Genomic DNA, 21,722 nt, shown 5'->3' on the forward strand with positions numbered 1-21,722 from the left:
TCAATTTGACCGCGCGTGAGGTTCGGCGTTCCATTCGTCGCCTCGGCCCGCGCTGGAATGGATCATGCCATGAGTGAGCCCGCTAGAAACCGTTTCGCCCTCGACCTCGAAGATCTCGAGCGTCAGCTTCGCGGTGCGGCCCAGGCGCCCAAGCCCGGCCAAGCCACGGATCCGCTCGCGGAACTGACGCGCATCGTCGGGCAGGACGATCCGCTGAAGGATATCTTCGCCCATCGCGGCCAGCCGGCACCGGTGCCGCAGCCGGTACAGTCCTGGCAACAGCCGGCGCAGTCCTGGCAGCCGCCGCGGCAGGAGCCCTCCTTCGCGCCCGTTCCGGTTCCGCCGAAGCCCGAAAGCTCTGCTCCGCCGGCGGAGCTGCGCGGTGCGCTCGACGAATTCGAGGCGCTGCTGCGGCGCAATGACGTCGCTCGGCCGGCGACACCCCCGGTCCCCGCGCCCGTCGCTGACGAGTATTATGACGAGCCCGAGGAGCATGGCTTCCACCTGCCGGAGCCGCAGAGCTATCAGCGGCCCGCTTCGGTGCAAGGCGTGGCTGATGCGCCGCGCGACCTCGATCAGGCGGCCGGCGGCTATTCCTATGCCTATGAGCAGTCCGGCGGCTACAGCCAGCCAGGCATGTCCGAGCCGGCTGAGCGGCCGATGATGGCGGAGGACGATGCGCCCGATCTCGAGCCGCGCCGTTCGCGCAAGGGCCTATGGCTGCTGGCCACGGTTGCCGTCATCGGTATCGTTGGCGTCGCCGGCGCGTCGTTCTTCCGTTCGTCCGGCCCGGTGAGCAAGGACGGATCGCCGCTTGTGATCAACGCCGATCGCGGTCCGACCAAGGTCGAGCCGACCAATCCGGGCGGCACCGAGATTCCAAACCAGAACAAGCAGATCTACGAAAAGGTCGGACAGGCTCCCTCGACCCAGACCCAGGTGGTCAGCCGCGAGGAACAGCCGGTCGATGTCCAGCAGGCGGCGCGGTCCTTGCCGGCACGGGTCGTCCTGCCTGGCCCCGGTTCTTCGGTTGTCACTGGCGGCACTGACACCTCCGGTACGACCAATCCGCTGGCGAACGCTCCCGCCGTGCCCGAGCGTAGCGCGACGCCGGCGGAACCCGCCTTGATGCCAGGACCCGCCGTTCCCGGGCTGGGCGAGCCGCGCCGCGTGCGCACCGTCGCGATCCGGCCCGACGGCACGCCCGCGCCGCCTCCCGGCGCGAACGGCAACGGCAATATCAACGCCGTATCGCCGTCGGTTACGGGGTCGGCGCCCGCCAAGCTCACCGCCTCTGCTGCGAGCAATCCGAATGCGACGGCGGCCGGAAGCCTGCCGCGCCCGCGCCCGGCCACGACGCCGGAAGCCGCGAAAGTGCAGGAACGTGTCGCGACGCCGGCGCCCGCGACGACGCCGCCGCTGCGCATCGCCAGCGCCGCTCCGGCTACGACGACTGCCGCTCCGGCCACGGCCGCGATCCGTGCCGGCACCGGCGATTTCGCGGTGCAGCTCGGCGCGCCCGGCAGCGAGGCGGAAGCGCGCGCCACCTTCTCGGCGCTGCAGCGCAAATATCCCGATCAGCTGGGCGGCCAGGCGCCGATCGTGCGCAAGACCGAACTCGCTGGGGGCAAGACCGTCTACCGCCTGCGCGTCGGCCCCTATTCGCGCGACGACGCCACGGCCATGTGCACGCAGCTGCAGACGGCCGGCGGCCAGTGCTTCATCGCCAAAAACTGAGCGAACAAGAACTAAGCGGGCTTCAGCCGTCGCATAACGCCTGACCTCATAAAAAGCCGCCGGCAGCGCCCAGTCGCTGCCGGCGGCTTTTCCGTTCGGCCTGCGGCGCATGACGCTACCGCATGGTTGGGGTTCAAGCGCGGGCCCAGTGCGGGTAGCGTCGCCGCCCAGCTTGCGCATGTTCTTGCCGGGGCGAGGGCAGGGCGCGAGACAAGAATTCCAAGCGACACAAGAAACCGAGGAAACCCATGGATCGTCGTACATTCGTCAAGGCTGCAGGCACGGGCGCTGCAGTTGGCGGCACAGCCATTGCCGCTCCCGCCATTGCCCAGTCGCAGCCCAAGGTCAGCTGGCGCCTGACCTCGAGCTATCCCAAGAGCCTGGACACGCTCTATGGCCTCAGCACGCAGGTCGCCAAGCGCGTCGCCGAGCTCACCGACAACCAGTTCCAGATCCAGGTCTTCGCACCCGGCGAGATCGTGCCCGGCCTGCAGGCGCTCGATGCCGTCCAGAACGGCACGGTCGAGTGCAGCCATACATTGTCGAGCTTTTATATCGGCAAGGACCCGGCCTTCGCTTTCGAGACCTCGCTGCCCTTCGGCTTCAACACGCGCCAGCAGAATGCCTGGCTCTATCAGGGCGGCGGGCTCGAACTGTGCCGCGCCTTCATGAAGGGCTATAACTGCTACACGATCCCCTCCGGCAACACCGGCGCCCAGATGGGCGGCTGGTTCCGCAAGGAGATCAAGACGCTCGAAGACCTGAAGGGGCTGAAGTTCCGTATCGCGGGCCTCGGCGGGCGCATCATGGCACGGCTCGGCGTCGTGCCGCAGCAGATCGCCGGCGGCGACATCTACCCGGCTCTGGAGCGTGGTACGCTCGACGCTGTCGAGTTTTCCGGCCCGCTCGACGACGAAAAGCTCGGTTTCCAGCGCGTCGCGAAATATTACTACTATCCGGGGTTCTGGGAGGGCTGCGCCAATGTCAGCTTCATCGCCAACCTCGACAAGTGGAACGATCTGCCGCCGTCCTACAAGGCCGCGCTCGAAGCCGCCTGCTCGGAGGCCAACGCCTTGTGCGTGGCCAAATACGATCACGGCAATCCAGACGCCATGTTGCGGCTGGCCGCTGCCGGCGCCGAATTGCGCCCCTTCCCGCAGGAGGTGATGCTGGCGGCGTTCAAGGAGGCCTTCGCGCTCTATGGTGAGCTCGCCGCGAGCAACCCGGCCTTCAAGACCTTCTATGATTCGTTCCTGCCCTACTGGAAGAAGGAGCAGCTCTGGTTCCGCATCGCCGAGCTGCCTTTCGACGCATTCAACGCCCAGATGTCGGCACAGATGCGCTGAGGCGCGAGGGTTATCCCGTCCTCCGCCGTCATCCTGGCCGAAGCGAAGCGGAGCGCCGGGATCCATCGTAGAGCGCATCGCCCTATGATGGATCCCGGATCTGCGCCGCTACGCGGCTTGTCCAGGATGACGGCGGAGGGTTGACCGTCGGCCTGCCCCTTTCTAGGCCTCACACATGACCTCACGCGCCTTCATCGCCGGTTGCCTCGGCACGAGCCTGACCCAGGACGAGCGCGCCTTCTTCAGGGAGGCGCGGCCCTGGGGCTTCATCCTGTTCAAGCGCAACACGCAAAGCCCTGAGCAGGTCGCGGCCCTGACGGCTGAGATGCGCGAGACCGTCGGCTGGCATGCGCCGATCCTGATCGACCAGGAGGGCGGGCGGGTTCAGCGCATGGGGCCGCCGCATTGGCCGGCCTACCCACCGGCGCGCGCCTTCCTGGGTATCAACGATCCCGTGCAACAGCGCGAAATCGTACGGCTTTCGGCGCGGTTGATGGCGCATGACCTGAAATCCGTCGGCATCGATGTCGATTGCCTGCCGGTGCTCGACGTTCCCGTCGCCGGCAGCCACGATGTCATCGGCAACCGCGCCTATGCGCATGAGCCCGACATGATCGCGCGGCTCGGCCGGGCGGCGGCCGAGGGGCTGATCGCGGGCGGCGTGCTGCCGGTGATCAAGCACATGCCCGGCCATGGCCGCGCCAAGGCCGACAGCCATCACGACCTGCCGGTGGTCGAGGCCTCGCTGGCGGAATTGCGGGCGAGCGATTTCCGCCCGTTCCGGCATCTCGCCGACATGCCCATGGCGATGACGGCCCATGTCGTCTTCACCGCGCTGGACCCGAAGCACCCGGCGACGGTGTCGAAGACGATCGTTCGCGAGATCATGCGCGGCGAACTCGGCTTCGACGGTTTGATCATGACCGACGATATTTCGATGAAGGCGCTCGCGGGCGGCTTCACGCAGAAGGCCAGGGCTGCGATCCGCGCCGGCGTCGATGTCGTGCTGCATTGCCACGGCACCATGGCGGAGATGGTGGCGATCGCCGGTGCCGTGCCGGAGATGAAAGGCGCGCGCGGCCGCCGCGCCGCCATGGCGCTGGCCCGCATCCGGCACGCGCCCGAACCCCTGGATGTGGATGAAGCGAGGGCGCAGCTTGCAAGCGCGCTTGCCTTGAGCGCCTGAACAGCCGAACCTGCGGCCTTCGTGGGGGTTGGGGCCTGTCGAGCACCGCCGCCCTCATCCTGAGGAGCGGACGGAAGTCCGCGTCTCCTCAGGATGAGGGCGGCGTGTGGGCAGGCGCGATCAAGAAGGGGCGGCCGGCCATGGCGGCGCAACTGCCATTCGAGGATGACGGCCCGCGCCGTGAGGACGAGCCCGCGCTCCTCGTCGATGTCGATGGCTATGAAGGTCCGCTCGACCTGCTGCTCGATCTGGCGCGGCGCCAAAAGGTGGATCTGCACCGCATCTCGATCCTGGCCCTGGCCGAGCAATATCTTGTCTTCGTCGAGCAGGCGCGGGCGCTCCGGCTCGAACTGGCGGCCGATTATCTCGTGATGGCGGCCTGGCTGGCCTATCTCAAATCACGCCTGCTCTTGCCCGAGCCGCCCAAGGGCGAGGAGCCGAGCGCGGCCGATCTCGCCACCGCGCTTGCCTTGCGTCTGCGCCGGCTGGAGGCGATCCGCGAGGCGTCGCGCCGGCTCGCCTCGCGTGAATTGCTGGGGCAGGATGTTTTTGCGCGCGGCGCGCCCGAGCCGATCGTGGCAGGCGCGCGCCCGATCTGGGAGGCGGAGCTCTACGATCTGCTCTCGGCCTATGCGCAGCAGCGCCAGAGGCGCGTCCAGGGCCATATCTCCGTCGGCCACCGCATCGTCTGGTCGCTGGTCGAGGCGCGCGAGGCCTTGCAGCGTCTCGTCGGCGAGGCGGGCGACTGGACCGCGATCGACCCCTATCTCGCGCGCTACATGACCTCGCATGGCCTGCCGGAGCGCGAGATGACGGCGACCGTCAGGGCTTCGGCGCTTTCGGCGATGCTGGAGATGGTGAAGGAGGGCGCGCTCGATCTGCGCCAGGACGAAGCCTTCGCTCCGCTCTATCTGCGCCGCCGCTCGGCGCGGCCACCGGCCCTGCCGTTGTGAGTGGGCGATGACAGTGGCGATGACCGAGCGTTTCGACGAGGAGGACGATGGCGGCGAGGCCGAGGTGCTGGCCCTGGCCACGCGCATCGTCGAGGCGCTGCTCTTCGCCTCGGCCATGCCGCTGAGCGCCGAGGAACTGGCGCGCTCGGTGCCGGCCGGCGTCGATGTCGCGCAGGTGCTGGAGCATCTGATCGCGCTTTATGCGCCGCGCGGGGTGAATCTGCGCCTGGTCGCCGGCGGCTTCGCCTTCCGCACCGCGCCCGATCTCGGCTATCTGCTGGCGGCCGAGGCCGAGCCGCCGCGCAAATTGTCACGGGCGGCGCTCGAGGTGCTCTCTATCATCGCCTATCACCAGCCGGTGACGCGGGCCGAGATCGAGGAGATTCGCGGCGTCGCCACCGCCAAGGGCACGCTCGACATCCTGCTGGAGGCGGGCTGGGTGCGCTTGCGCGGCCGCCGGCGCTCGCCCGGCCGGCCGGTGACCTATGGTACGACGCCGGGCTTCCTCGACCATTTCGGTCTCGACCGCATCGACGACCTGCCCGGCCTCGACGAGCTCAAGGGCTCGGGCTTCATCGAGGGGCGGTTGACCAAGGACCTCACCGTGCCGATTCCCGACGATGATCCGGATCTGCGCGCCGATGAGGATCCGCTCGGCGACCTGTTCACGCCGCTTGACGACGGCGAAGGGCCGCCGCACAGGGCGGATGAGTAGGGCAGGCTTTCTTTCCCACTCGCGCCGTCATTCCGGACAAGCCGCGACAGCGGCGCCGATCCGGAATCCATCGGAGGGCCAATCCTTTGACGGGCCTGGCTCTACGATGGATTCCGGGTCTTCGCGGAGTTTACCCTTGGGCCGATCGAAGATCGGACCCGGGGGCTACGCCCGGAATGACGCTGCGGTTGGTGGATAGGGTGGAGCATCTTTTGGCGTCGAGTGAGACCAAGGCGCGCTGGCTGAGCTGGGGCAGGCGGGGGACGGCCGGCGCCGCGATCCCGATGGCGCTGGGGTTCGATCGGGTGACGCAGCGCTTCGGCGATGTGACGGCCTTGAGCGAGGTCAGCCTGTCCATCGAGCCCGGTGAGGTCGTGGCCCTGCTTGGCCAATCGGGCTGCGGCAAGACGACGCTGCTCAGGCTTGCGGCCGGCGTCGAGCGGCCGAGTTCCGGGCGCGTGCTGCTGGAGGGCAGGGATGTGTCCTCACCGCAAGGCTTCGTCGAGCCGGAGCAGCGCGGCGTCGGGCTGGTCTTCCAGGACTATGCGCTGTTTCCGCATCTGAGCGTGCGCGAGAATGTTCGCTTCGGCCTGCGCGGCTATGACGAGACATCGGCCGAGGCCACCGCGCTGCGCGCCATCGCTCGCGTTGGACTTGCGGATCTCAGCGAGGCTTATCCACATATGTTGTCGGGCGGCGAGCAGCAGCGCGTCGCGCTGGCCCGCGCCATAGCGCCGCGCCCCGGCGTGCTCTTGATGGACGAACCCTTCTCCAATCTCGACCGGCGCCTGCGCGATGTGGTGCGCGACGAGACGGCGGCGCTGCTCAAGGAAACCGGCGCGACCTCGATCATCGTGACGCATGATCCAGAGGATGCAATGCGCATCGCCGACCGCATCGTGCTGATGCGCGCAGGCAGGATCGTCCAGGTCGGCACGGGCGAACAGCTCTACCGTCAGCCCAACAGCCTCTTTGCTGCCCGATTCTTCTGCGATTTTACCGAGATAGAAGGCCGTGTCCTGCGCGGCGCGGTCGATACGCCGGTGGGGCGGTTTCCGGCGGGCGAGCTCGGCGAAGGCGCGCAAGCCGTGGTCTGCATCCGGCCACAAGCGATCCGATTGACGCCGAAGGGGTTCTGCTTGCCGGGCCGTGTCGTGACGCGGCGCTTCCTCGGCGAGGTTGATCACGTCCTGCTCGCGGTCTCGGGCTTCGACCGGCCGCTGCTGGCGCGGATCTCGCTCACCGGGAGCGTTCGCGAGGGCGACGATGTCGGCATCGATATTCCGACGGATGAAGTTCTTGTGTTCCCTGCGGGGGACACATAGGTTCCGCCACAAGAAGTTGGCCGAGGCTCAACGCCCGGCCGCACTGTAATTCGGAGGAGTTCGCCATGGGTGGCGTCAGTATCTGGCACTGGATCGTCGTTGGCGTCATCGTGATGCTGCTGTTCGGGCGCGGCAAGGTTTCCGAGCTGATGGGCGACGTTGCCAAGGGCATCAAATCCTTCAAGAAGGGCATGGCCGACGATGACGAGCCGGCCACGCCGCCGAGCGCTGCCCCGGCCGATCCCCGGGTCATCGACCAGGCGACCACGAGCAATCCCGCTGCGGCCAAGGCCGAGCACAAGGCCTGATGGCGCGCCGCTTGCCTCAAGGCGAGCGGTTGAGAGGACGAGCCATCGATGTTCGACATCGCCTGGAGCGAATTGATGCTGATCGGGGCGGTTGCGCTCGTCGTGATCGGCCCGAAGGATCTGCCCAAAGCCATGCGCACAGTCGGCCAGGTGGTCGGCAAGGTGCGCCGCATGGCCACCGAGTTCCAGGGCCAGTTCAATGACGCGATGCGCGAGGCCGAACTGCACGACCTGAAGAAGCAGGTCGAGGATGTCGGCGGCTCGGTGTCTTCGGCCATGAACTCCGACTACAAGCCGATCGATATGCCCAGCGAGCCCACCTCGACAGGCCTCGACGACGCGCAGCTCAAAGAGGCCGAGGCCAAGCTCGCGGCGCTGCCGGCGCCTGAGCCCTTGCCGCCCGTCGAGATCGCGCCCGCGCCGATCGCGGACGCTGCCCCCGAAGAGAAGCCGAAGCGCAAGCGTGCGCCCAAGGTGGAGCCTGAGGTCGTGGCGGTGGCGGCCGAGCCTGCCAAGGCCGCCCCGCGCAAGCGCAAGGCCAAGGTCAGCGAACCCGAAGACGGGAGCGCAGCATGAGCGTCGTCAATGCGAAGGATGGCGAGGACGAGATCGAGGCCTCGCGCGCGCCGCTGATCGACCATCTGATCGAGCTCAGGGCGCGGCTGATCAAGTCGCTGATCGCCTTCATGCTGATGTTCTTCATCTGCTTTGCGGTCTCGACGCAGATCTACAACATCCTGGTGCAGCCCTATGTCTGGGCCGCCGGGAGCACCGCGAACGCGCAGCTCATCTATACCGGCCCGCTCGAACTGCTCTTCACCCATATCAAGGTGGCGGCGTTCGGGGCTGGCTTCTTCGCCTTTCCGGTGATCGCGACGCAGGTCTACAAATTCGTCGCGCCGGGCCTCTATAAGAACGAGAAGGCGGCGTTCGCGCCCTATCTCGTGGCGACGCCGGTGTTCTTCACGCTTGGCGCCGCGCTGGTCTTCTTCTTCGCCATGCCGGTGCTGATGAAGTTCTCGCTCGGCATGCAGCAGGCCGCAACCGAGACCCAGGCCGGCATCGCGCTCTTGCCCAAAGTCAGCGAATATCTCTCGCTGATCATGACGCTGATCTTCGCCTTCGGCGTCGCCTTCCAATTGCCGGTGGTGCTGACGCTGCTCGGGCAGGCGGGGATCATCGATTCGCAGTTCCTGAAGGACAAGCGCCGCTACGCCATCGTCTTCGTCTTCGTCATCGCCGCCGTGCTGACGCCGCCGGACGTGATCTCCCAGCTGATGCTCGCCGTGCCGATGCTGCTGCTCTACGAGCTCTCGGTATTCTCGGTGCGCTATGTCGAGAAGAAGCGGGCGGCCAAGAAGGCTGAGGAAGAGAAGGCGGAGAGCTGAGTCTCCGCTGTCTCGCTTGCCCTGACCTTTCGGTTCCCCGCACCGTCATCCTGGACAAGCCGCGTTAGCGGCGCAGCTCCGGGATCCATCATAGGGAACGACGGAGCCCTATGATGGATCCCGGAGCTGCGCGGCTGCGCCGCTTGTCCAGGATGACGTCGCGGATGTTGCCGGCGCCGGTACAACACGACGTTGGTGGTTCCATCGCTCGTCATCCCGGTCTAGAGCATTTCTCGCTGCATTCCGCAGCGACGGCATGGCCTGAGACCGATGTACGACATCAAATGGATTCGCGAGAACGCCGAGGCGTTCGATACCGGCTTGAAGCGGCGGGGGCTCGAGCCGTTGTCGTCGTCGCTGCTCGCACTCGACGATACCCGCCGCTCGGCCATCGCCAAGGCGCAAAGCGCGCAGGAACGCCGCAACGCGCTCTCCAAGGAGATCGGCAAGGCGATGGGCGCCAAGGATGTCGCGCTTGCCGACAGCCTTAAGGCCGAGGTCGCCAGCTTGAAGGAATTGCAGCCGGCGCTGGAGGTGCAGGAGAAGGCGGCGGTCGAGGCGCTGAACGAGCAACTCGCCGCGATCCCGAATCTGCCCCATGACGAGGTGCCCGAGGGCGCCGACGAGCATGGCAATGTCGTCAAGTCGGTGCATGGCGAGGCGCCGGAGAAAACCGGCGGCCGGCTCTTCGGCTTCAATCAGCTCAAGGAGCATTACGAGCTCGGCGAAGCGCTCGGCCAGATGGATTTCGAGACGGCGGCGAAGCTGTCGGGCTCGCGTTTCGTCGTGCTCAATTCCGGTGTGGCGCGCCTGAGTCGGGCGATCGGGCAGTTCATGCTCGACACGCATACGGAGGAGCACGGCTATACCGAAGTGAACCCGCCGCTGCTGGTGCGGGACGATGCGATGTTCGGCACAGCGCAGTTGCCAAAGTTTCGTGACGATCAGTTTTCTGTAATCGATGGGCTCACGTCTTATCAGGCGCGCGATTTCCTTGAACAGTTCGGGACCGCCGACAAGCTGGCTCAAGACATTCGAGCAGATGATGCGATGCGCACTCGGCAATGGATGGGTGCACAGGCGCATTGGCTCATACCCACAGCCGAAGTCCCGCTCACCAACCTCGTGCGCGAATCGATCCTCTCCGAGGAAGAGCTGCCGCGCCGCTACACCGCGCTGACGCCCTGCTTCCGGGCCGAGGCCGGCTCGGCGGGGCGCGATACGCGCGGCATGCTGCGCCAGCACCAGTTCGAGAAGGTCGAACTGGTCTCGATCACCACGCCCGAAAAGTCGCGCGAGGAGCATGAGCGCATGCTGGCCTGCGCCGAGGCTGTGCTGAAAAAGCTGGATCTGCATTATCGCGTGATGACGCTGTGCACCGGCGACATGGGCTTTGCCTCGCAGAAGACCTACGACATCGAGGCCTGGCTGCCGGGACAGAAGACCTATCGCGAGATTTCGTCCTGCTCGGTTTGCGGCGATTTCCAGGCGCGGAGGATGAACGCGCGCTACCGTGCGGGCGAGGGTGGTGCGCCGCGCTTCGTCCACACGCTGAACGGCTCGGGCACGGCGGTCGGCCGGGCGCTGATCGCGGTGATGGAGAACTACCAGAACGCCGACGGCTCGATCACGGTGCCGGAAGCGCTGGTACCTTATATGCGCGGCGTGACGCGGATCGAGAAGGCGTGATGCTGCGGCATCACGGCGCGACGCCTCTTCCCTTCTCCCCTGGCGGGAGAAGGTGGCCGCGCAGCGGCCGGATGAGGGGGCGCCGTGACGTTCTCCGTCATGGTCGGGCAGGTTTCGACGGAGACCGACATATGTCGGTCATCCGTCATGGTCGGGCTTGTCCCGACCATCCACGTCTTCCTTGGGCGAGTGCTATGTTCCAGATGTGGATGCTCGCCACAAGGGCGAGCATGACGGAGAAGGTCGCGCTCCCCCTCACCCCAACCCTCTCCCGCGAGGGGAGAGGGGGCGTGTCGCGATTCGCCGCCTCATCCTGTCTGACGATGAAAGAGTCCTGACCCATGCGCATTCTCGTCACCAATGATGACGGCATCCATGCCGAGGGGCTGGCCGTGCTGGAGGCGATCGCCGCCCAGCTTTCCGATGATGTCTGGGTCGTCGCGCCCGAGACCGACCAGTCGGGCGTGGCGCATTCGCTGTCGCTCAGCAACCCGCTGCGCCTGCGCCAGATCGACAAGCGCCGCTTTGCGGTCGCCGGCACGCCGACGGATTGCGTGATCATGGCGGCGCGCTCGATCATGATCGATGAGCGGCCCGATCTCGTGCTGTCTGGCGTCAATCGCGGCCAGAACGTCGCCGAGGACGTGACCTATTCCGGCACGATCGCGGCCGCGATGGAGGGCACGCTGCTCGGCATTCCCTCGATCGCCGTCAGCCAGGCCTATGGGCCGGCGGGCCGCGACCAGATCCATTGGGACTGCGCCAAGCACCATGCGCCCGGCATCATCCGGCGGCTGCTGGACGAAGGCATTCCCAGGGATGTGCTGTTCAACCTTAACTTCCCCAATGTTCCCCCGAGCGAGGTCGCCGGTGTCGCGGTCACGGTGCAGGGCCGGCGCGACCAGGAATTGATGAAGCTGGAGCCGCGCCAGGACGGGCGCGGCAACCCGTATTTTTGGATTGCCTTCCAGCGCAGCAAATCCGAGCCCGCCAATGGCACCGATCTGCGCGCGCTGTTCGAGAAAAAGATATCGGTGACGCCGCTCGAGCTCGACCTGACCCATGAGCCGACGCTGACGCGTTTCGCGCAGGTGTTCGCTTGAGCCTCTTGGCGTGATGTTCTCAGCCCTTATCCTGAGGAGCCGTACAGCGGCGTCTCGAAGGATGTTCCAGCGCGCTCTGGAGCATCCTTCGAGACGCGGGCTGACGCCCGCTCCTCAGGATGAGGGCTGAGGTGGATTGCCGGCGATGAGAGAAGACGTTCCGAGCGAGGAGGTGGCCGCCAGCGAGGGCGAGCGCACCGTCGCCTTCCTTTTGTCGCTGCGGGCGCAGGGCGTGCGCGATCTCACCGTGCTGCGCGCCATGGAGCGGGTGCCGCGCGAGCGTTTCGCGCCGTCGCGCTTTGCCGATCTGGCGCGCCAGGACGTCTCGGTGCCGCTGCCTTGCGGACAGACCATGACGGCGCCGCACACGGTCGCCGCGCTCCTGACCGCGCTCGAGATGCAGCCCTCGGCCCGCGTGCTCGAGGTCGGCACCGGCTCGGGCTATGTCTCGGCGCTGCTCGCCGCGATGGGCGGCGAGGTTGTTTCGCTGGAGCGCTACCGCACGCTGGCGCTGGCCGCGCATGAGCGCCTCAGCGGCAATGGCTATGGCCAGTCGGTCGATCTGCGCCACGCCGACGGATTTCAGCCGGACCGGACCCTGGGCCGTTTCGACCGCATCCTGGTCAATGGCGTCGCGCAGGCCGTGCCCGAGGCGCTTTTGATGCGGCTTTCTCCGGGCGGGCGGCTCGTCGGGGCCCTGCGCGTCGAGGGCGTCGCACGCCGGGTCGTGGTGACGAAGGCTGCCGATGGCAGCTTCGACCATGCCATGGGGCCGGTGGTGCGCCTGCCGCCGCTCGCGCCGGGCCTGGCGCGGGCGCTCTAGCCTTTTGTTCTCGAGCAGTTTCCGATCCAATTGGATCGTTCAACAGCTCTAGCTCTTTGGTTTAACGCGTTTTCTTCACGCGAACCGGTATCCACTTCGCTCGAAAACGCTCCAGCGTGCTTTCTTCACGCGAGCCGATATCGGCTTCGCGCGAAAACGTTCAGGAGTCGCACAGAAAATGAAGAGGGCGGGAGAGGGCGAAACGCTTTCGTAACCTGAACGGGGCTTTAATGCTCCCCATCGAGTTGCGTTGTTCACGAGTGCCAGTCCATGCGTATTCAAGTCGGATCGGTCCAGCCCAGCGTCGTCCTTCGTGTGTCGACGGTCTGCCTGCTTGCCCTGGGCGTCAGCGCCTGTTCCTCGGAGACGATGCGCTTCTCTGACGCGCCCTTCTCCAGTCCCTTCAAGAGCGCTCAGGCGGCCCCGCCCATGCGCGATCCTGCAACCACGGGCTCGATTGGCCGCGTCGCCAGCACGCCGCTCAACCCGCCATCTGCCCCGGTCATGGCCTCGGTCCGCTCGCAGCCGCTGCCGCCGCCGCAATCGGCCGTGGCGCTGCGCAATACGGCTCCGCTTGCGGCTGGCGGCAACGCCTCGGGCTGGTCCGCGCAGGGTGGCACGCCGATCGTCGTCGCCCAGGGCGAGACGCTCGACATGATCTCCTCGCGTTATGGCGTGCCGCGTGCCGCGCTGATCTCCGCGAACGGGCTTTCCAGCCCCACTATCGCGCCGGGCTCGCGTCTGACCATTCCCGTCTATAACGCCAATGCAGGCTCAGTCCCGGCCGCGCGGCAGCAATTCGCCCAGAGCGCGCAGGTTCAAAGCGACGCCCGACCGGAACCCGCCCGCACCCTCGCGCCGCCGACCGCGGCGCCGACAGCTCCTGCGGCCCGCATCGCGGCTCCCGCCATGCCGGCGAGCGCTACCGCCCGGGCCAAGGCTGTCGCCGAAGCCAAGGCGAGCGCTGCCGCCGAGTCCAGGGCGACCGAGGCTGCCCAGGCCAAGACCAAAGCCGCAACTGACGCGCAGGCGATGCGCGAATCGCGCGCCAAATTTGCTGCCGAAGCCAAGGCGAAGGCCGAGGCGCGCAAGACGACCGTCGCGGCGGCGCCGGTCGCCAACGTGCCTGTGGCCAAGCCTGTCGTCGCCGAGGTGAAGAAGCCTGCGGCGGAGAAGGCGAAGCCGGTGGTGGTCGCCAGCGCGCCTGCCGCCGAGCCTAAGGTCACGGCCGTGCCGAAGGCCGCGCCGGAGCCCGTCGTCACCGCGAGCCTGCCCAAGCCGGCGGCCGAGGCGGATGCCTCCGACAAGGCCGATTTCCGCTGGCCGGCGCGTGGCCGTGTCATCAGCGGCTATAGCGGCAAGGGCGGTAATGAGGGCATCAACATCGCCGTGCCGGAAGGCACGCCGGTGAAGGCGGCCGAGGGCGGCACCGTCGCCTATGCCGGCAGCGAGCTGAAGGGCTACGGCAATCTGGTGCTGATCCGCCACCCCAACGGCTATGTCTCGGCCTATGCCCATAACGGCGATCTGAAGGTCAAGCGCGGCGACACGGTCAAGCGCGGCCAGGTCGTGGCCAACTCCGGCCAGTCCGGCAACGTCTCCTCGCCGCAGCTGCATTTCGAGCTGCGCAAGGGTTCCTCGCCGGTCGATCCGACGCCTTACCTGAACAACTGAGCGATCCCGGAATTCGAGATCCCAGCATTCGAGATCCTGGCATTCGAGATCTTGGCATTCGAGATCCCGGAATTCGATCGGTACCCGCGAGACCCCACCGATCGGAACAAGGCGGGGCGGTCCCAGGAAAGGCCGCCCCGCTATTGCTTTGAGCACAGACGTCATGGCCGGGCTTGATCCGGCCATCTCGTATTCGCGCCTCATTCTGGCTGGGATTCTCGGGGCGCAGCCTCGAGAATGACGCTGTCAACCGCGCCTCACCCCTCCAGCCGCTTGCCCAGCCGCCCGGCCAGATCCTGGATGTATTGCCAGGCGGTGCGGCCCGAGCGCGAGCCGCGCGTCGTCGCCCATTCCAGCGCCTCGCGACGCAAGTCCTCGGGCGCGACCTTAAGGCCGAAATGGCCGACATAGCCGTCGATCATCGCCAGATATTCGTCCTGGCTGCATTTGTGGAAGCCGAGCCAGAGGCCGAATCGGTCCGACAGCGAGACCTTTTCCTCGATCGCCTCGCCTGGATTGATCGCGGTCGAGCGCTCATTATCCATCATGTCGCGGGGCATCAGATGCCGGCGATTCGATGTGGCGTAGAACACGACGTTTTCGGGCCGCCCTTCGACGCCGCCGTCGAGTGCCGCCTTCAGCGATTTGTACGAGGTGTCGTCGCCGTCGAAGGAGAGATCGTCGCAGAACACGATGGCGCGGTGCCTGTCCGCCCGCAGCAGCGCCATCAGCACGGGCAGGCTCTCGATGTCCTCGCGATGGATCTCGATCAGCTTCAGCGGTAGCGCCTCGCTCTTGAGCCGCGTGTTGGTGTCGGCATGGACCGATTTGACCAGCGAGGACTTGCCCATGCCGCGCGCGCCCCAGAGCAGGACGTTGTTGGCGGGCAGGCCGCGCGCGAAGCGCTCGGTGTTCTCGGCCAAAGTGTCGCGCACGCGGTCGACGCCGCGCAGCAGCGAGAGCGCCACCCGGTTGACCCTGGCGACGGGCGCAAGCTCCGCCCCGGACGGATGCCAGACGAAGGCGTCGGCCACTGTCAGATCAGCCGGTTTGCGGGCAGCAGGAGCGATGCGCTCCAGGGCGGAGGCGATGCGCAGGAGCGTTGCGAGCGTCTGGTCGGTAGCGATGTCGGTCATCTGGAAAGCGCCTTGAAACAGGTGAGCCGCGGCAGCCGTACCCGACGGTACGGTTCAACAATCCGGTAAACTGCACCTCGATGCAAAGCGCAAGGCCATTGCGCGAATGATGGCGAGCCCATAGGTGGGGGGCGCGGCTGGATGTCCGGCCGCTCTCAGATTGATTTACCGGCGTCCGTGGCTATAGTCCGCGCGATTTTGACAAGCCTGACGATGCTTTTGCCGCGCCCCGCGGCCGGTGGCCTTTTGCGCCGCCGCGATGAAGGAGCCTATTCGTGATCACCCCTGCTTTCGCTCAAGGCCTCAACCTGGGCGGTTCCGACAGCGTATTGATGTCGCTCGTGCCCTTCGTGCTGATTTTCGTCATCATGTGGTTCCTGATCATCCGCCCGCAGCAGAAGCGGGTGAAGTCGCATCAGGAGATGATCAAGAACGTCCGCCGCGGTGACACGGTGGTCACCTCCGGCGGCATCGTCGCCAAGGTGTCGAAGGTCATCGACGACGGCGAGATCGAGGCCGAGATCGCCGAGGGTGTGCGCATCCGGCTGGTCAAGGGCATGATCCAGGAAGTTCGCGCCAAGGGCGAGCCGGTCAAGGGCTGAACGACGCTCCGGCTCCAAAGCGAGCCGGCGCGCGACAACAAGGCTGTTCAAGCAGATGCTTCGTTTCCAGGCCCGCAAGGTCATCGCCGTCCTTCTCGTGCTGTTCTTCGGTTGTGGTCTTGCGCTGCCGAACCTGTTCTCACCTGAGACGCGCAAGGCGATAGAGCAGGGCGCTCCGTCCTGGATTCCGAAGTTCTTGCTGCCGATCCACGCGGTCGTGCTTGGGCTCGACCTGCAAGGCGGCGCTCACTTCCTGCTTGAGATCGACCGCGCCGACCTGATCCGTACGAAGATCACGACGCTGCGCGACGACACTCGCGCGAAGCTCCGCGAAGCGGGCGTTTCGGCCCAGGGCGGCATCACTTTGACGTCGCGTGGCGTGCAGTTGCGCGTCGCAGACGCCGGTGACCGAGCGAAGTTGCTACCGAAACTGCGCGAACTGGCCCAGCCTTTGGGCGCGCTCGGAGCCTTCGGCGCGTCCTCCCAATCCACTATCGATTTCACCGAGCAGCCGGATGGCCTGATCCAGGCAACGTTCTCGGAAGCCGCGATCAATGATTTGATCCGCGATACTGCCGCCAAGGCGATCGAGGTCTTGCGCCGGCGTATCGACCCCGACGGCACCAAGGAGCCGAATATCCAACGTCAGGGGCTCGACCGCATCCTCGTCCAAGTGCCCGGCGCCGATCCAGAAGAGATCAAGAAGCGCATCGGCGAGACGGCAAAGCTCGAATTTCGTTTCATCGCCGAGCCGGGCGCGACCGATGTCGACATGTTGCCGTCGAACGATAGTGGCGGCGCACTTGTGCCGGTCAATCGGCAAGTCATCGTCGGCGGCGCCGATCTGACCGACGCGCAGGCGGCCTTCGATTCCCGTACCAGCCAGCCGATCGTCAATTTCCGCTTCAATGTGCGTGGCGCGCAGCGCTTCGGACAGGCAACGACCGAGAATCTCGGCCGTGCGCTTGCGATCGTGCTCGACAACAAGGTGATCTCGTCGCCGGTCGTCCAGTCGCCGATCACCGGCGGCTCGGGCCAGATCTCCGGTAACTTCACCGTCGAGAGCGTCAACAATCTCGCCATCCTGCTGCGCGCCGGCGCGTTGCCGGCGAAGATGACGATCGTTGAGGAGCGCACTGTCGGCCCCGGCCTCGGTGCCGATTCGATCCATGCCGGCAAGCTCGCGACATTGATCGCAACCGCGCTGGTGATCCTCTACATGCTGAGCACCTATGGCGTGTTCGGGCTGATCGCCTCGATCGCGCTGCTCGTCCATGTCTGCCTGATCTTCGGGCTGATGTCGCTGCTGGGCGCGACCATGACGCTGCCCGGCATTGCCGGCATCGTGCTCACCATCGGCACGGCGGTCGATTCCAACGTGCTGATCTATGAGCGCATGCGCGAGGAGGAGCATCAGGGCCGCAACCTCGTCTCGGCGCTGGAGGCGGGCTTCCAGCGCGCCTTTGCCACCATCATCGATTCCAACGTCACCATGCTGATCGCGGCCGTGGCGCTATTCTCGCTTGGCTCCGGCCCGGTGCGCGGCTTTGCGGTCGTCTTCATCCTCGGCATCCTGACGACCGTGATCACGGCCGTGACGCTGACGCGGATGCTGATCGCGCTGTGGTATCGCTGGGCCCGGCCCAAGCATCTGCCGTTCTGACGCTGCCAACCCTTTTCAGGAGATAGCGCATGCGTCTGCTTCGCATCGTCCCCGACAATACCCGCTTCAAATTCGTCCGCTTCCGGCGCTTCAGCTATCCGTTCTCGGCCGCCTATTCTGTGCTGGTGATCGCCCTGTTCCTGACGGTGGGGCTGAATTTCGGCATCGACTTCAAGGGCGGCACCCTGATCGAGATGCAGGCCAAGGATGGCAAGGCCGAGATCGCCCAGGTGCGCTCGACCGCGCATGGACTTGGCTTTGGCGAAGCTGAGATCCAGGAATTCGGCAGCGGCAGCGAGCTCTCGATGCGTTTTGCTCTGCAGCCAGGCGGGGATGCAGCACAGCAGGTCGTCGTCACGAAGGCGCGCGAGGCTTTCGCTGGCACATATGATTTCCGCCGTGTCGAGACGGTTGGCCCGCGCGTCTCCGGCGAGCTGGTTCAGGCCGGCACGCTCGGCATCGTGCTCGCGATCGTCGGCGTGCTGATCTATCTCTGGTTCCGCTTCGAGATGCCCTTGGCGATCGGCGCGATCCTGGGCACGCTGCACGACATCGTCCTGACGATCGGCTTCTTCCTGATCACGCAGCTCGAGTTCAACCTGACCTCGATCGCGGCGATCCTGACCATCGTCGGCTATTCCTTGAACGAGACGGTGGTGGTGTTCGACCGTACGCGCGAATTGCTGCGCCGCTACAAGACGATGCCGATCGACGAACTGCTCGACCTTTCCGTGAATTCGACGCTTTCGCGCACGGCGATGACCGCGACGACGACCTTCCTGTCCTTGCTGGCACTGGTCTTCTTCGGCGGCTCGGCGATCGAGGGTTTCGCGCTCGTCATGCTGTTTGGCGTCGTGGTCTGCACCTATTCGGCGATGTTCGTCTCGACGCCGGTGCTGCTCTACATGGATGTGCGCTTCGGCCGCCCGGAAAGCGCCGAGGAAAAGGCTCCCGCTGCCACCAAGGCCAAGGCTAAAGCCTGATTTCACGCCTTAAGCCCTCGCCCTGAGGAGCCGCGGAGCGGCGCCTCGAAGGCTGAGGGCTGTGGTTGGATTGGAATGGATCGATCATGGCTCGCTTCGACGGTTTCGTTCCGGGCCGGCATCAGATCGATGCTTTTGGGGCCGGCGGCTTCCGCTTCGCCGATATGAGCCATCGCGGCTCGATCCTGGCGACGCCGGCGGGCATCCGGATCTGGCCGGTGACGGCCTTTGCGGGGATCACGCGCGAGAGCCTGCAGCAGGTCCTCGACGAAGCCGAGGGCATCGATTTCCTGCTGATCGGTACGGGGCACGACATCGCCTTCATCCCCGCATCCCTGCGCGACCCGTTCCGTGAGGCTGGAATCACCATCGAGGGCATGGCGACGGGGGCTGCAGCGCGCACCTACAACGTGCTGGTCGGCGAGGACCGGCGGGTCGCTGCGGCGCTGATCGCGGTTGATTGAGCGCCTGCCATGACGATGAACGCATAGCCACGCACCCCATCCTGGGCCTAGACTAAGCGTTGAGCGAGGCCTTCCCTCCGAGAGCTGGCCAAGGCGGAAACCATGCCGCAGACGACGCAGACCGACGATCGTTCCAAGACCGTGGTGCCGGCCTTGCCGGAGGCTTATGCGCATTGCGCCGCGCTGGTGCGCGAGCATGACCATGACCGCTATATCGCGGCCCTCTATGCGCCCGAGGCGCAACGGCCGGCGCTGTTTGCGCTCTATGCCTTCAGCCATGAGATCGCCCGCGTGCGGGCGCTGGTCAGCGAGCCGCTGCCGGGCGAGGTGCGCATGCAATGGTGGCGCGACCTGCTGGAGAACGAGGCCAATGAGCATGGTGGCCAGGATCTTGGCGGCAATGATCTTGGCGGCAAGCGCGAGGGTCAGGCGCACCCCGTAGCGGCGGCGTTGCTCGATGCGGTCGCGCGCTACCGTCTGCCGATCGCGCCGCTGACGGGGCTGATCGAGGCGCGCATCTTCGATCTCTATGACGATCCGATGCCGTCCTTGCGCGACCTTGAAGGCTATGCCGGGGAGACCTCGAGCGCCCTGATCCGGCTTGCCTCGATCGTCCTCGCCAATGGCACGGATCCCGGCGGCGCGGCGGCCTGCGGCCATGCCGGCGTGGCTTATGCGCTGTGCGGGCTGATGCGGGCCTTTCCCTGGCATTCGGCGGCGGGGCAGGTCTACATCCCGGCCGATATCCTCGCCCGCAACGGCGTGACCCGCGACGATATCGTGCGCGGGCGCGGCGGGCCGGGCGTGCTCTATTCGCTGAAGGAACTGCGCGAGATCGCGCGCAAGCATCTCAAGAAGCTGCGCGAGATGCGCGAGACGGTGCCCTCGGCGGTCACGCCCGCCTTCCTGCCCGTCGCGCTGGTCGAGCCCTATCTCAAGCGCATGGAGCGCGGCGGCTACGACCCCTATCGCACGATCATCGCGCTGCCGGCCTGGCAGCGGCAATGGACGATCTGGCGGGCGGCGCGGACGGCGGCTTGAACCAGAGAACGCGATCAATACGAAAAGCCCCCGGCTAGAACCGGGGGCTTTCGTGTCTGGGGTGCGGCGTCCTATGCGTGGATCGAGCGGTGCCTGACCAAAACGATCGCGACGATTGCCAGCGCGCAGCAGGTCATCAGATAGGCTGCGACATAAGTCGGCCTGCCATTCGCCGCCGCGACGAGAGACGCCGCGATGAAGGGCGTCGGTCCCGCGACGAGCACGCCGTTGAGCTCCCGCGACATGGCGAGGCCCGAGAAGCGGTAGCGCGTCGGGAACAGGTTCGAGAGGAAGGCGCCCTGCGCGCCCGCCGTCGCCCCGAAGCCGCCGGCATAGCAGATGCCGAGGCCGAGCGCCGCCAGGGGCAGGCTGCCCGTGTCCAGCAAGGCAAAGAGCGGATAGGCCATCAGCAGGATGAAGAGACAGCCGCCGATATAGACCTTGGCCGGCCCGATCCGATCGGCCAGGGTGCCGAGGAAGGGCACGCCGGCGATGCCGCACAGCGTGCCGATCGACACCGCGATCAACCCGTCAGTGCGGTTCATGCCGACCGTGTTGACCATGTAGCTCAGCGAAAACGTCGAAAGGATATAGGCGTTGGCATTGTGGCCGGTCACCGACAGGAAGCCGAAGAACACCTCGCGCGGGCTTTCGCGAAAGAGTTGGCCGATCGGCACCTTCTGCTCATGCTTGCTGGCGTCGGCTCGGGCCATGGCCGCGACATATTCCGGCGTCTCATCGAGATGCTTGCGGATATAGAGCGCGACGAGGAAGAGCACGCCCGACAGCAGGAACGGCACGCGCCAAGCCCAGCCGAGCAACACCTCTTCGGGCAGGTAGGAGATGGCGAGGAAGGAGAGCGTTGCCAGCAGGATGCCGACCAGCGTCGCGGCATTCGGCAGGCCGGTGTAGAAGGCGCGGCGATGCGGCGGCGCGTACTCGGCGACCAGAACGATCGCGCCGGCGAGTTCCGCGCCCGCGCCAAAACCCTGGATGAGCCGCAGCAGCACCAGCAGAACCGGCGCCATCAGGCCGACCGTCTCATAGGTCGGAAGCAGGCCCATCAGCACGGTGGCGAGGCCCATCAGTGCGATGGTCAGGATGAGGGCCGGCTTGCGGCCGAACTTGTCGCCGATATGGGAGATCACGACACCGCCGACCGGCCGGGCGAAGTAGCCGACGGCGAAGGTGGCGAAGGCGGCCAGCACGCCGGTGGTCGGCGACAGGTTCGGGAAGAAGAGCTTGTTGATGATCAGCCCGGAGGCGGCGCCATAGAGGGCGTAGTCATACCACTCGATCACGGTGCCGACGGTGGCGGCCATGACCGCCTTGCGGATATTCGCGTCTTTCGCAGCCGGGCGCGTGCCGGCTTGGGTATGTGTCATATCCTGGGCCATCCCTCGACGATCTTCTGATCGCCGATCGGTAGTCGACTGCGCCGCGCCCGGCCACGACTCCAGCCGCACCCCGCCATGCGAAAACGCGGTGACCTTGGGGAACTGAAGCTTGGTCGAGACGCCCCGACCCGAGAGGGATTCCAGCATTCGATCGATGCTGCGCCGATATTTCGCGCGCTTTTTGGTCGA

Annotated in this window: 20 protein-coding genes; 18 read left to right on the forward strand and 2 right to left on the reverse strand. The window is 66.3% G+C overall.

From position 1 onward, the window contains the following. Positions 1-69: 69 nt before the first annotated feature. From RMR04_RS11650 to RMR04_RS11710, 13 genes are all read left to right on the forward strand, one after another. Entirely contained in the window at positions 70-1,737 is a 1,668-nt protein-coding gene (locus RMR04_RS11650) for an SPOR domain-containing protein (protein WP_311914781.1), read from the forward strand. A gap of 248 nt (positions 1,738-1,985) precedes the next feature. Continuing rightward, positions 1,986-3,083 carry a TRAP transporter substrate-binding protein gene (locus RMR04_RS11655; RefSeq protein WP_311914782.1) on the forward strand — a complete coding sequence of 366 codons (1,098 nt, stop codon included), beginning with the start codon at positions 1,986-1,988 and terminating at the stop codon, positions 3,081-3,083. 175 nt (positions 3,084-3,258) lie between these two features. After that, entirely contained in the window at positions 3,259-4,269 is a 1,011-nt protein-coding gene (gene nagZ, locus RMR04_RS11660) for a beta-N-acetylhexosaminidase (protein WP_311914783.1), read from the forward strand. Positions 4,270-4,409: 140 nt separating this feature from the next. After that, entirely contained in the window at positions 4,410-5,222 is an 813-nt protein-coding gene (locus RMR04_RS11665) for a segregation and condensation protein A (protein WP_311915804.1), read from the forward strand. 19 nt (positions 5,223-5,241) lie between these two features. Next, entirely contained in the window at positions 5,242-5,937 is a 696-nt protein-coding gene (gene scpB, locus RMR04_RS11670) for an SMC-Scp complex subunit ScpB (RefSeq protein WP_311914784.1), read from the forward strand. 212 nt (positions 5,938-6,149) lie between these two features. After that, the gene (locus tag RMR04_RS11675; protein ID WP_311914785.1) at positions 6,150-7,262 is read left to right on the forward strand and encodes an ABC transporter ATP-binding protein; all 1,113 of its coding nucleotides are present in this window, start codon (positions 6,150-6,152) and stop codon (positions 7,260-7,262) included. 65 nt (positions 7,263-7,327) lie between these two features. Then, positions 7,328-7,570 (forward strand): twin-arginine translocase TatA/TatE family subunit, encoded by a 243-nt coding sequence (locus tag RMR04_RS11680; RefSeq protein WP_092177643.1) that lies wholly within the window; start codon positions 7,328-7,330, stop codon positions 7,568-7,570. 48 nt (positions 7,571-7,618) lie between these two features. After that, positions 7,619-8,146 carry a Sec-independent protein translocase protein TatB gene (gene tatB / locus RMR04_RS11685; RefSeq protein WP_311914786.1) on the forward strand — a complete coding sequence of 176 codons (528 nt, stop codon included), beginning with the start codon at positions 7,619-7,621 and terminating at the stop codon, positions 8,144-8,146. Continuing rightward, on the forward strand, positions 8,143-8,958 hold the full coding sequence (gene tatC / locus RMR04_RS11690) for a twin-arginine translocase subunit TatC (protein ID WP_311914787.1): 816 nt from the start codon (positions 8,143-8,145) through the stop codon (positions 8,956-8,958). The genes tatB and tatC overlap by 4 nt, the downstream gene beginning before the upstream one ends. Before the next feature lie 270 nt (positions 8,959-9,228). After that, complete coding sequence (gene serS / locus RMR04_RS11695; RefSeq protein ID WP_311914788.1) at positions 9,229-10,647, forward strand: serine--tRNA ligase; 1,419 nt, start codon at positions 9,229-9,231, stop codon at positions 10,645-10,647. Between the two features lie 341 nt (positions 10,648-10,988). After that, positions 10,989-11,750 carry a 5'/3'-nucleotidase SurE gene (gene surE, locus RMR04_RS11700; RefSeq protein WP_311914789.1) on the forward strand — a complete coding sequence of 254 codons (762 nt, stop codon included), beginning with the start codon at positions 10,989-10,991 and terminating at the stop codon, positions 11,748-11,750. A 145-nt stretch (positions 11,751-11,895) separates the two neighbouring features. Beyond that, a complete protein-coding gene (locus RMR04_RS11705) occupies positions 11,896-12,573 on the forward strand; it encodes a protein-L-isoaspartate O-methyltransferase family protein (RefSeq protein ID WP_311914790.1) in 678 nt (225 codons plus the stop codon). A 429-nt stretch (positions 12,574-13,002) separates the two neighbouring features. Further along, entirely contained in the window at positions 13,003-14,247 is a 1,245-nt protein-coding gene (locus tag RMR04_RS11710) for a peptidoglycan DD-metalloendopeptidase family protein (protein ID WP_311914791.1), read from the forward strand. 257 nt (positions 14,248-14,504) lie between these two features. Here RMR04_RS11710 and RMR04_RS11715 read toward each other — a convergent pair whose 3' ends face one another. Next, the gene (locus tag RMR04_RS11715; protein ID WP_311914792.1) at positions 14,505-15,383 is read right to left on the reverse strand and encodes an ATP-binding protein; all 879 of its coding nucleotides are present in this window, start codon (positions 15,381-15,383) and stop codon (positions 14,505-14,507) included. A 332-nt stretch (positions 15,384-15,715) separates the two neighbouring features. On the opposite strand from RMR04_RS11715, the gene yajC reads away from it, so the two are divergent. The 5 genes from yajC to RMR04_RS11740 all read left to right on the forward strand — a co-directional run bounded on the left by yajC (position 15,716) and on the right by RMR04_RS11740 (position 20,136). Then, on the forward strand, positions 15,716-15,985 hold the full coding sequence (gene yajC, locus RMR04_RS11720; protein WP_311915805.1) for a preprotein translocase subunit YajC: 270 nt from the start codon (positions 15,716-15,718) through the stop codon (positions 15,983-15,985). A gap of 55 nt (positions 15,986-16,040) precedes the next feature. Continuing rightward, the gene (gene secD / locus RMR04_RS11725) at positions 16,041-17,648 is read left to right on the forward strand and encodes a protein translocase subunit SecD (protein WP_311914793.1); all 1,608 of its coding nucleotides are present in this window, start codon (positions 16,041-16,043) and stop codon (positions 17,646-17,648) included. Positions 17,649-17,677: 29 nt separating this feature from the next. After that, positions 17,678-18,631: a protein translocase subunit SecF gene (gene secF / locus RMR04_RS11730; RefSeq protein ID WP_311914794.1), complete on the forward strand. Its 954-nt coding sequence runs from the start codon at positions 17,678-17,680 to the stop codon at positions 18,629-18,631. 86 nt (positions 18,632-18,717) lie between these two features. Next, on the forward strand, positions 18,718-19,095 hold the full coding sequence (locus tag RMR04_RS11735) for an Mth938-like domain-containing protein (RefSeq protein WP_311914795.1): 378 nt from the start codon (positions 18,718-18,720) through the stop codon (positions 19,093-19,095). A 102-nt stretch (positions 19,096-19,197) separates the two neighbouring features. Continuing rightward, positions 19,198-20,136 carry a phytoene/squalene synthase family protein gene (locus RMR04_RS11740; RefSeq protein WP_311914796.1) on the forward strand — a complete coding sequence of 313 codons (939 nt, stop codon included), beginning with the start codon at positions 19,198-19,200 and terminating at the stop codon, positions 20,134-20,136. A gap of 71 nt (positions 20,137-20,207) precedes the next feature. Here RMR04_RS11740 and RMR04_RS11745 read toward each other — a convergent pair whose 3' ends face one another. After that, complete coding sequence (locus RMR04_RS11745; protein ID WP_311914797.1) at positions 20,208-21,521, reverse strand: MFS transporter; 1,314 nt, start codon at positions 21,519-21,521, stop codon at positions 20,208-20,210. Between the last annotated feature and the right edge of the window lie 201 nt (positions 21,522-21,722).

Source organism: Bosea sp. 685 (assembly GCF_031884435.1).
Lineage (GTDB): Bacteria > Pseudomonadota > Alphaproteobacteria > Rhizobiales > Beijerinckiaceae > Allobosea.

Coding starts and splice junctions, on each gene's coding strand:
- RMR04_RS11650 (WP_311914781.1), top strand. CDS start 70: ATGAGTGAGCCCGCTAGAAACCGTTTCGCCCTCGACCTCGAAGATCTC.
- RMR04_RS11655 (WP_311914782.1), top strand. CDS start 1,986: ATGGATCGTCGTACATTCGTCAAGGCTGCAGGCACGGGCGCTGCAGTT.
- nagZ (WP_311914783.1), top strand. CDS start 3,259: ATGACCTCACGCGCCTTCATCGCCGGTTGCCTCGGCACGAGCCTGACC.
- RMR04_RS11665 (WP_311915804.1), top strand. CDS start 4,410: ATGGCGGCGCAACTGCCATTCGAGGATGACGGCCCGCGCCGTGAGGAC.
- scpB (WP_311914784.1), top strand. CDS start 5,242: ATGACCGAGCGTTTCGACGAGGAGGACGATGGCGGCGAGGCCGAGGTG.
- RMR04_RS11680 (WP_092177643.1), top strand. CDS start 7,328: ATGGGTGGCGTCAGTATCTGGCACTGGATCGTCGTTGGCGTCATCGTG.
- tatB (WP_311914786.1), top strand. CDS start 7,619: ATGTTCGACATCGCCTGGAGCGAATTGATGCTGATCGGGGCGGTTGCG.
- tatC (WP_311914787.1), top strand. CDS start 8,143: ATGAGCGTCGTCAATGCGAAGGATGGCGAGGACGAGATCGAGGCCTCG.
- serS (WP_311914788.1), top strand. CDS start 9,229: ATGTACGACATCAAATGGATTCGCGAGAACGCCGAGGCGTTCGATACC.
- surE (WP_311914789.1), top strand. CDS start 10,989: ATGCGCATTCTCGTCACCAATGATGACGGCATCCATGCCGAGGGGCTG.
- RMR04_RS11705 (WP_311914790.1), top strand. CDS start 11,896: ATGAGAGAAGACGTTCCGAGCGAGGAGGTGGCCGCCAGCGAGGGCGAG.
- RMR04_RS11710 (WP_311914791.1), top strand. CDS start 13,003: ATGCGCGATCCTGCAACCACGGGCTCGATTGGCCGCGTCGCCAGCACG.
- RMR04_RS11715 (WP_311914792.1), bottom strand. CDS start 15,383: ATGACCGACATCGCTACCGACCAGACGCTCGCAACGCTCCTGCGCATC.
- yajC (WP_311915805.1), top strand. CDS start 15,716: ATGTCGCTCGTGCCCTTCGTGCTGATTTTCGTCATCATGTGGTTCCTG.
- secD (WP_311914793.1), top strand. CDS start 16,041: ATGCTTCGTTTCCAGGCCCGCAAGGTCATCGCCGTCCTTCTCGTGCTG.
- secF (WP_311914794.1), top strand. CDS start 17,678: ATGCGTCTGCTTCGCATCGTCCCCGACAATACCCGCTTCAAATTCGTC.
- RMR04_RS11735 (WP_311914795.1), top strand. CDS start 18,718: ATGGCTCGCTTCGACGGTTTCGTTCCGGGCCGGCATCAGATCGATGCT.
- RMR04_RS11740 (WP_311914796.1), top strand. CDS start 19,198: ATGCCGCAGACGACGCAGACCGACGATCGTTCCAAGACCGTGGTGCCG.
- RMR04_RS11745 (WP_311914797.1), bottom strand. CDS start 21,521: ATGACACATACCCAAGCCGGCACGCGCCCGGCTGCGAAAGACGCGAAT.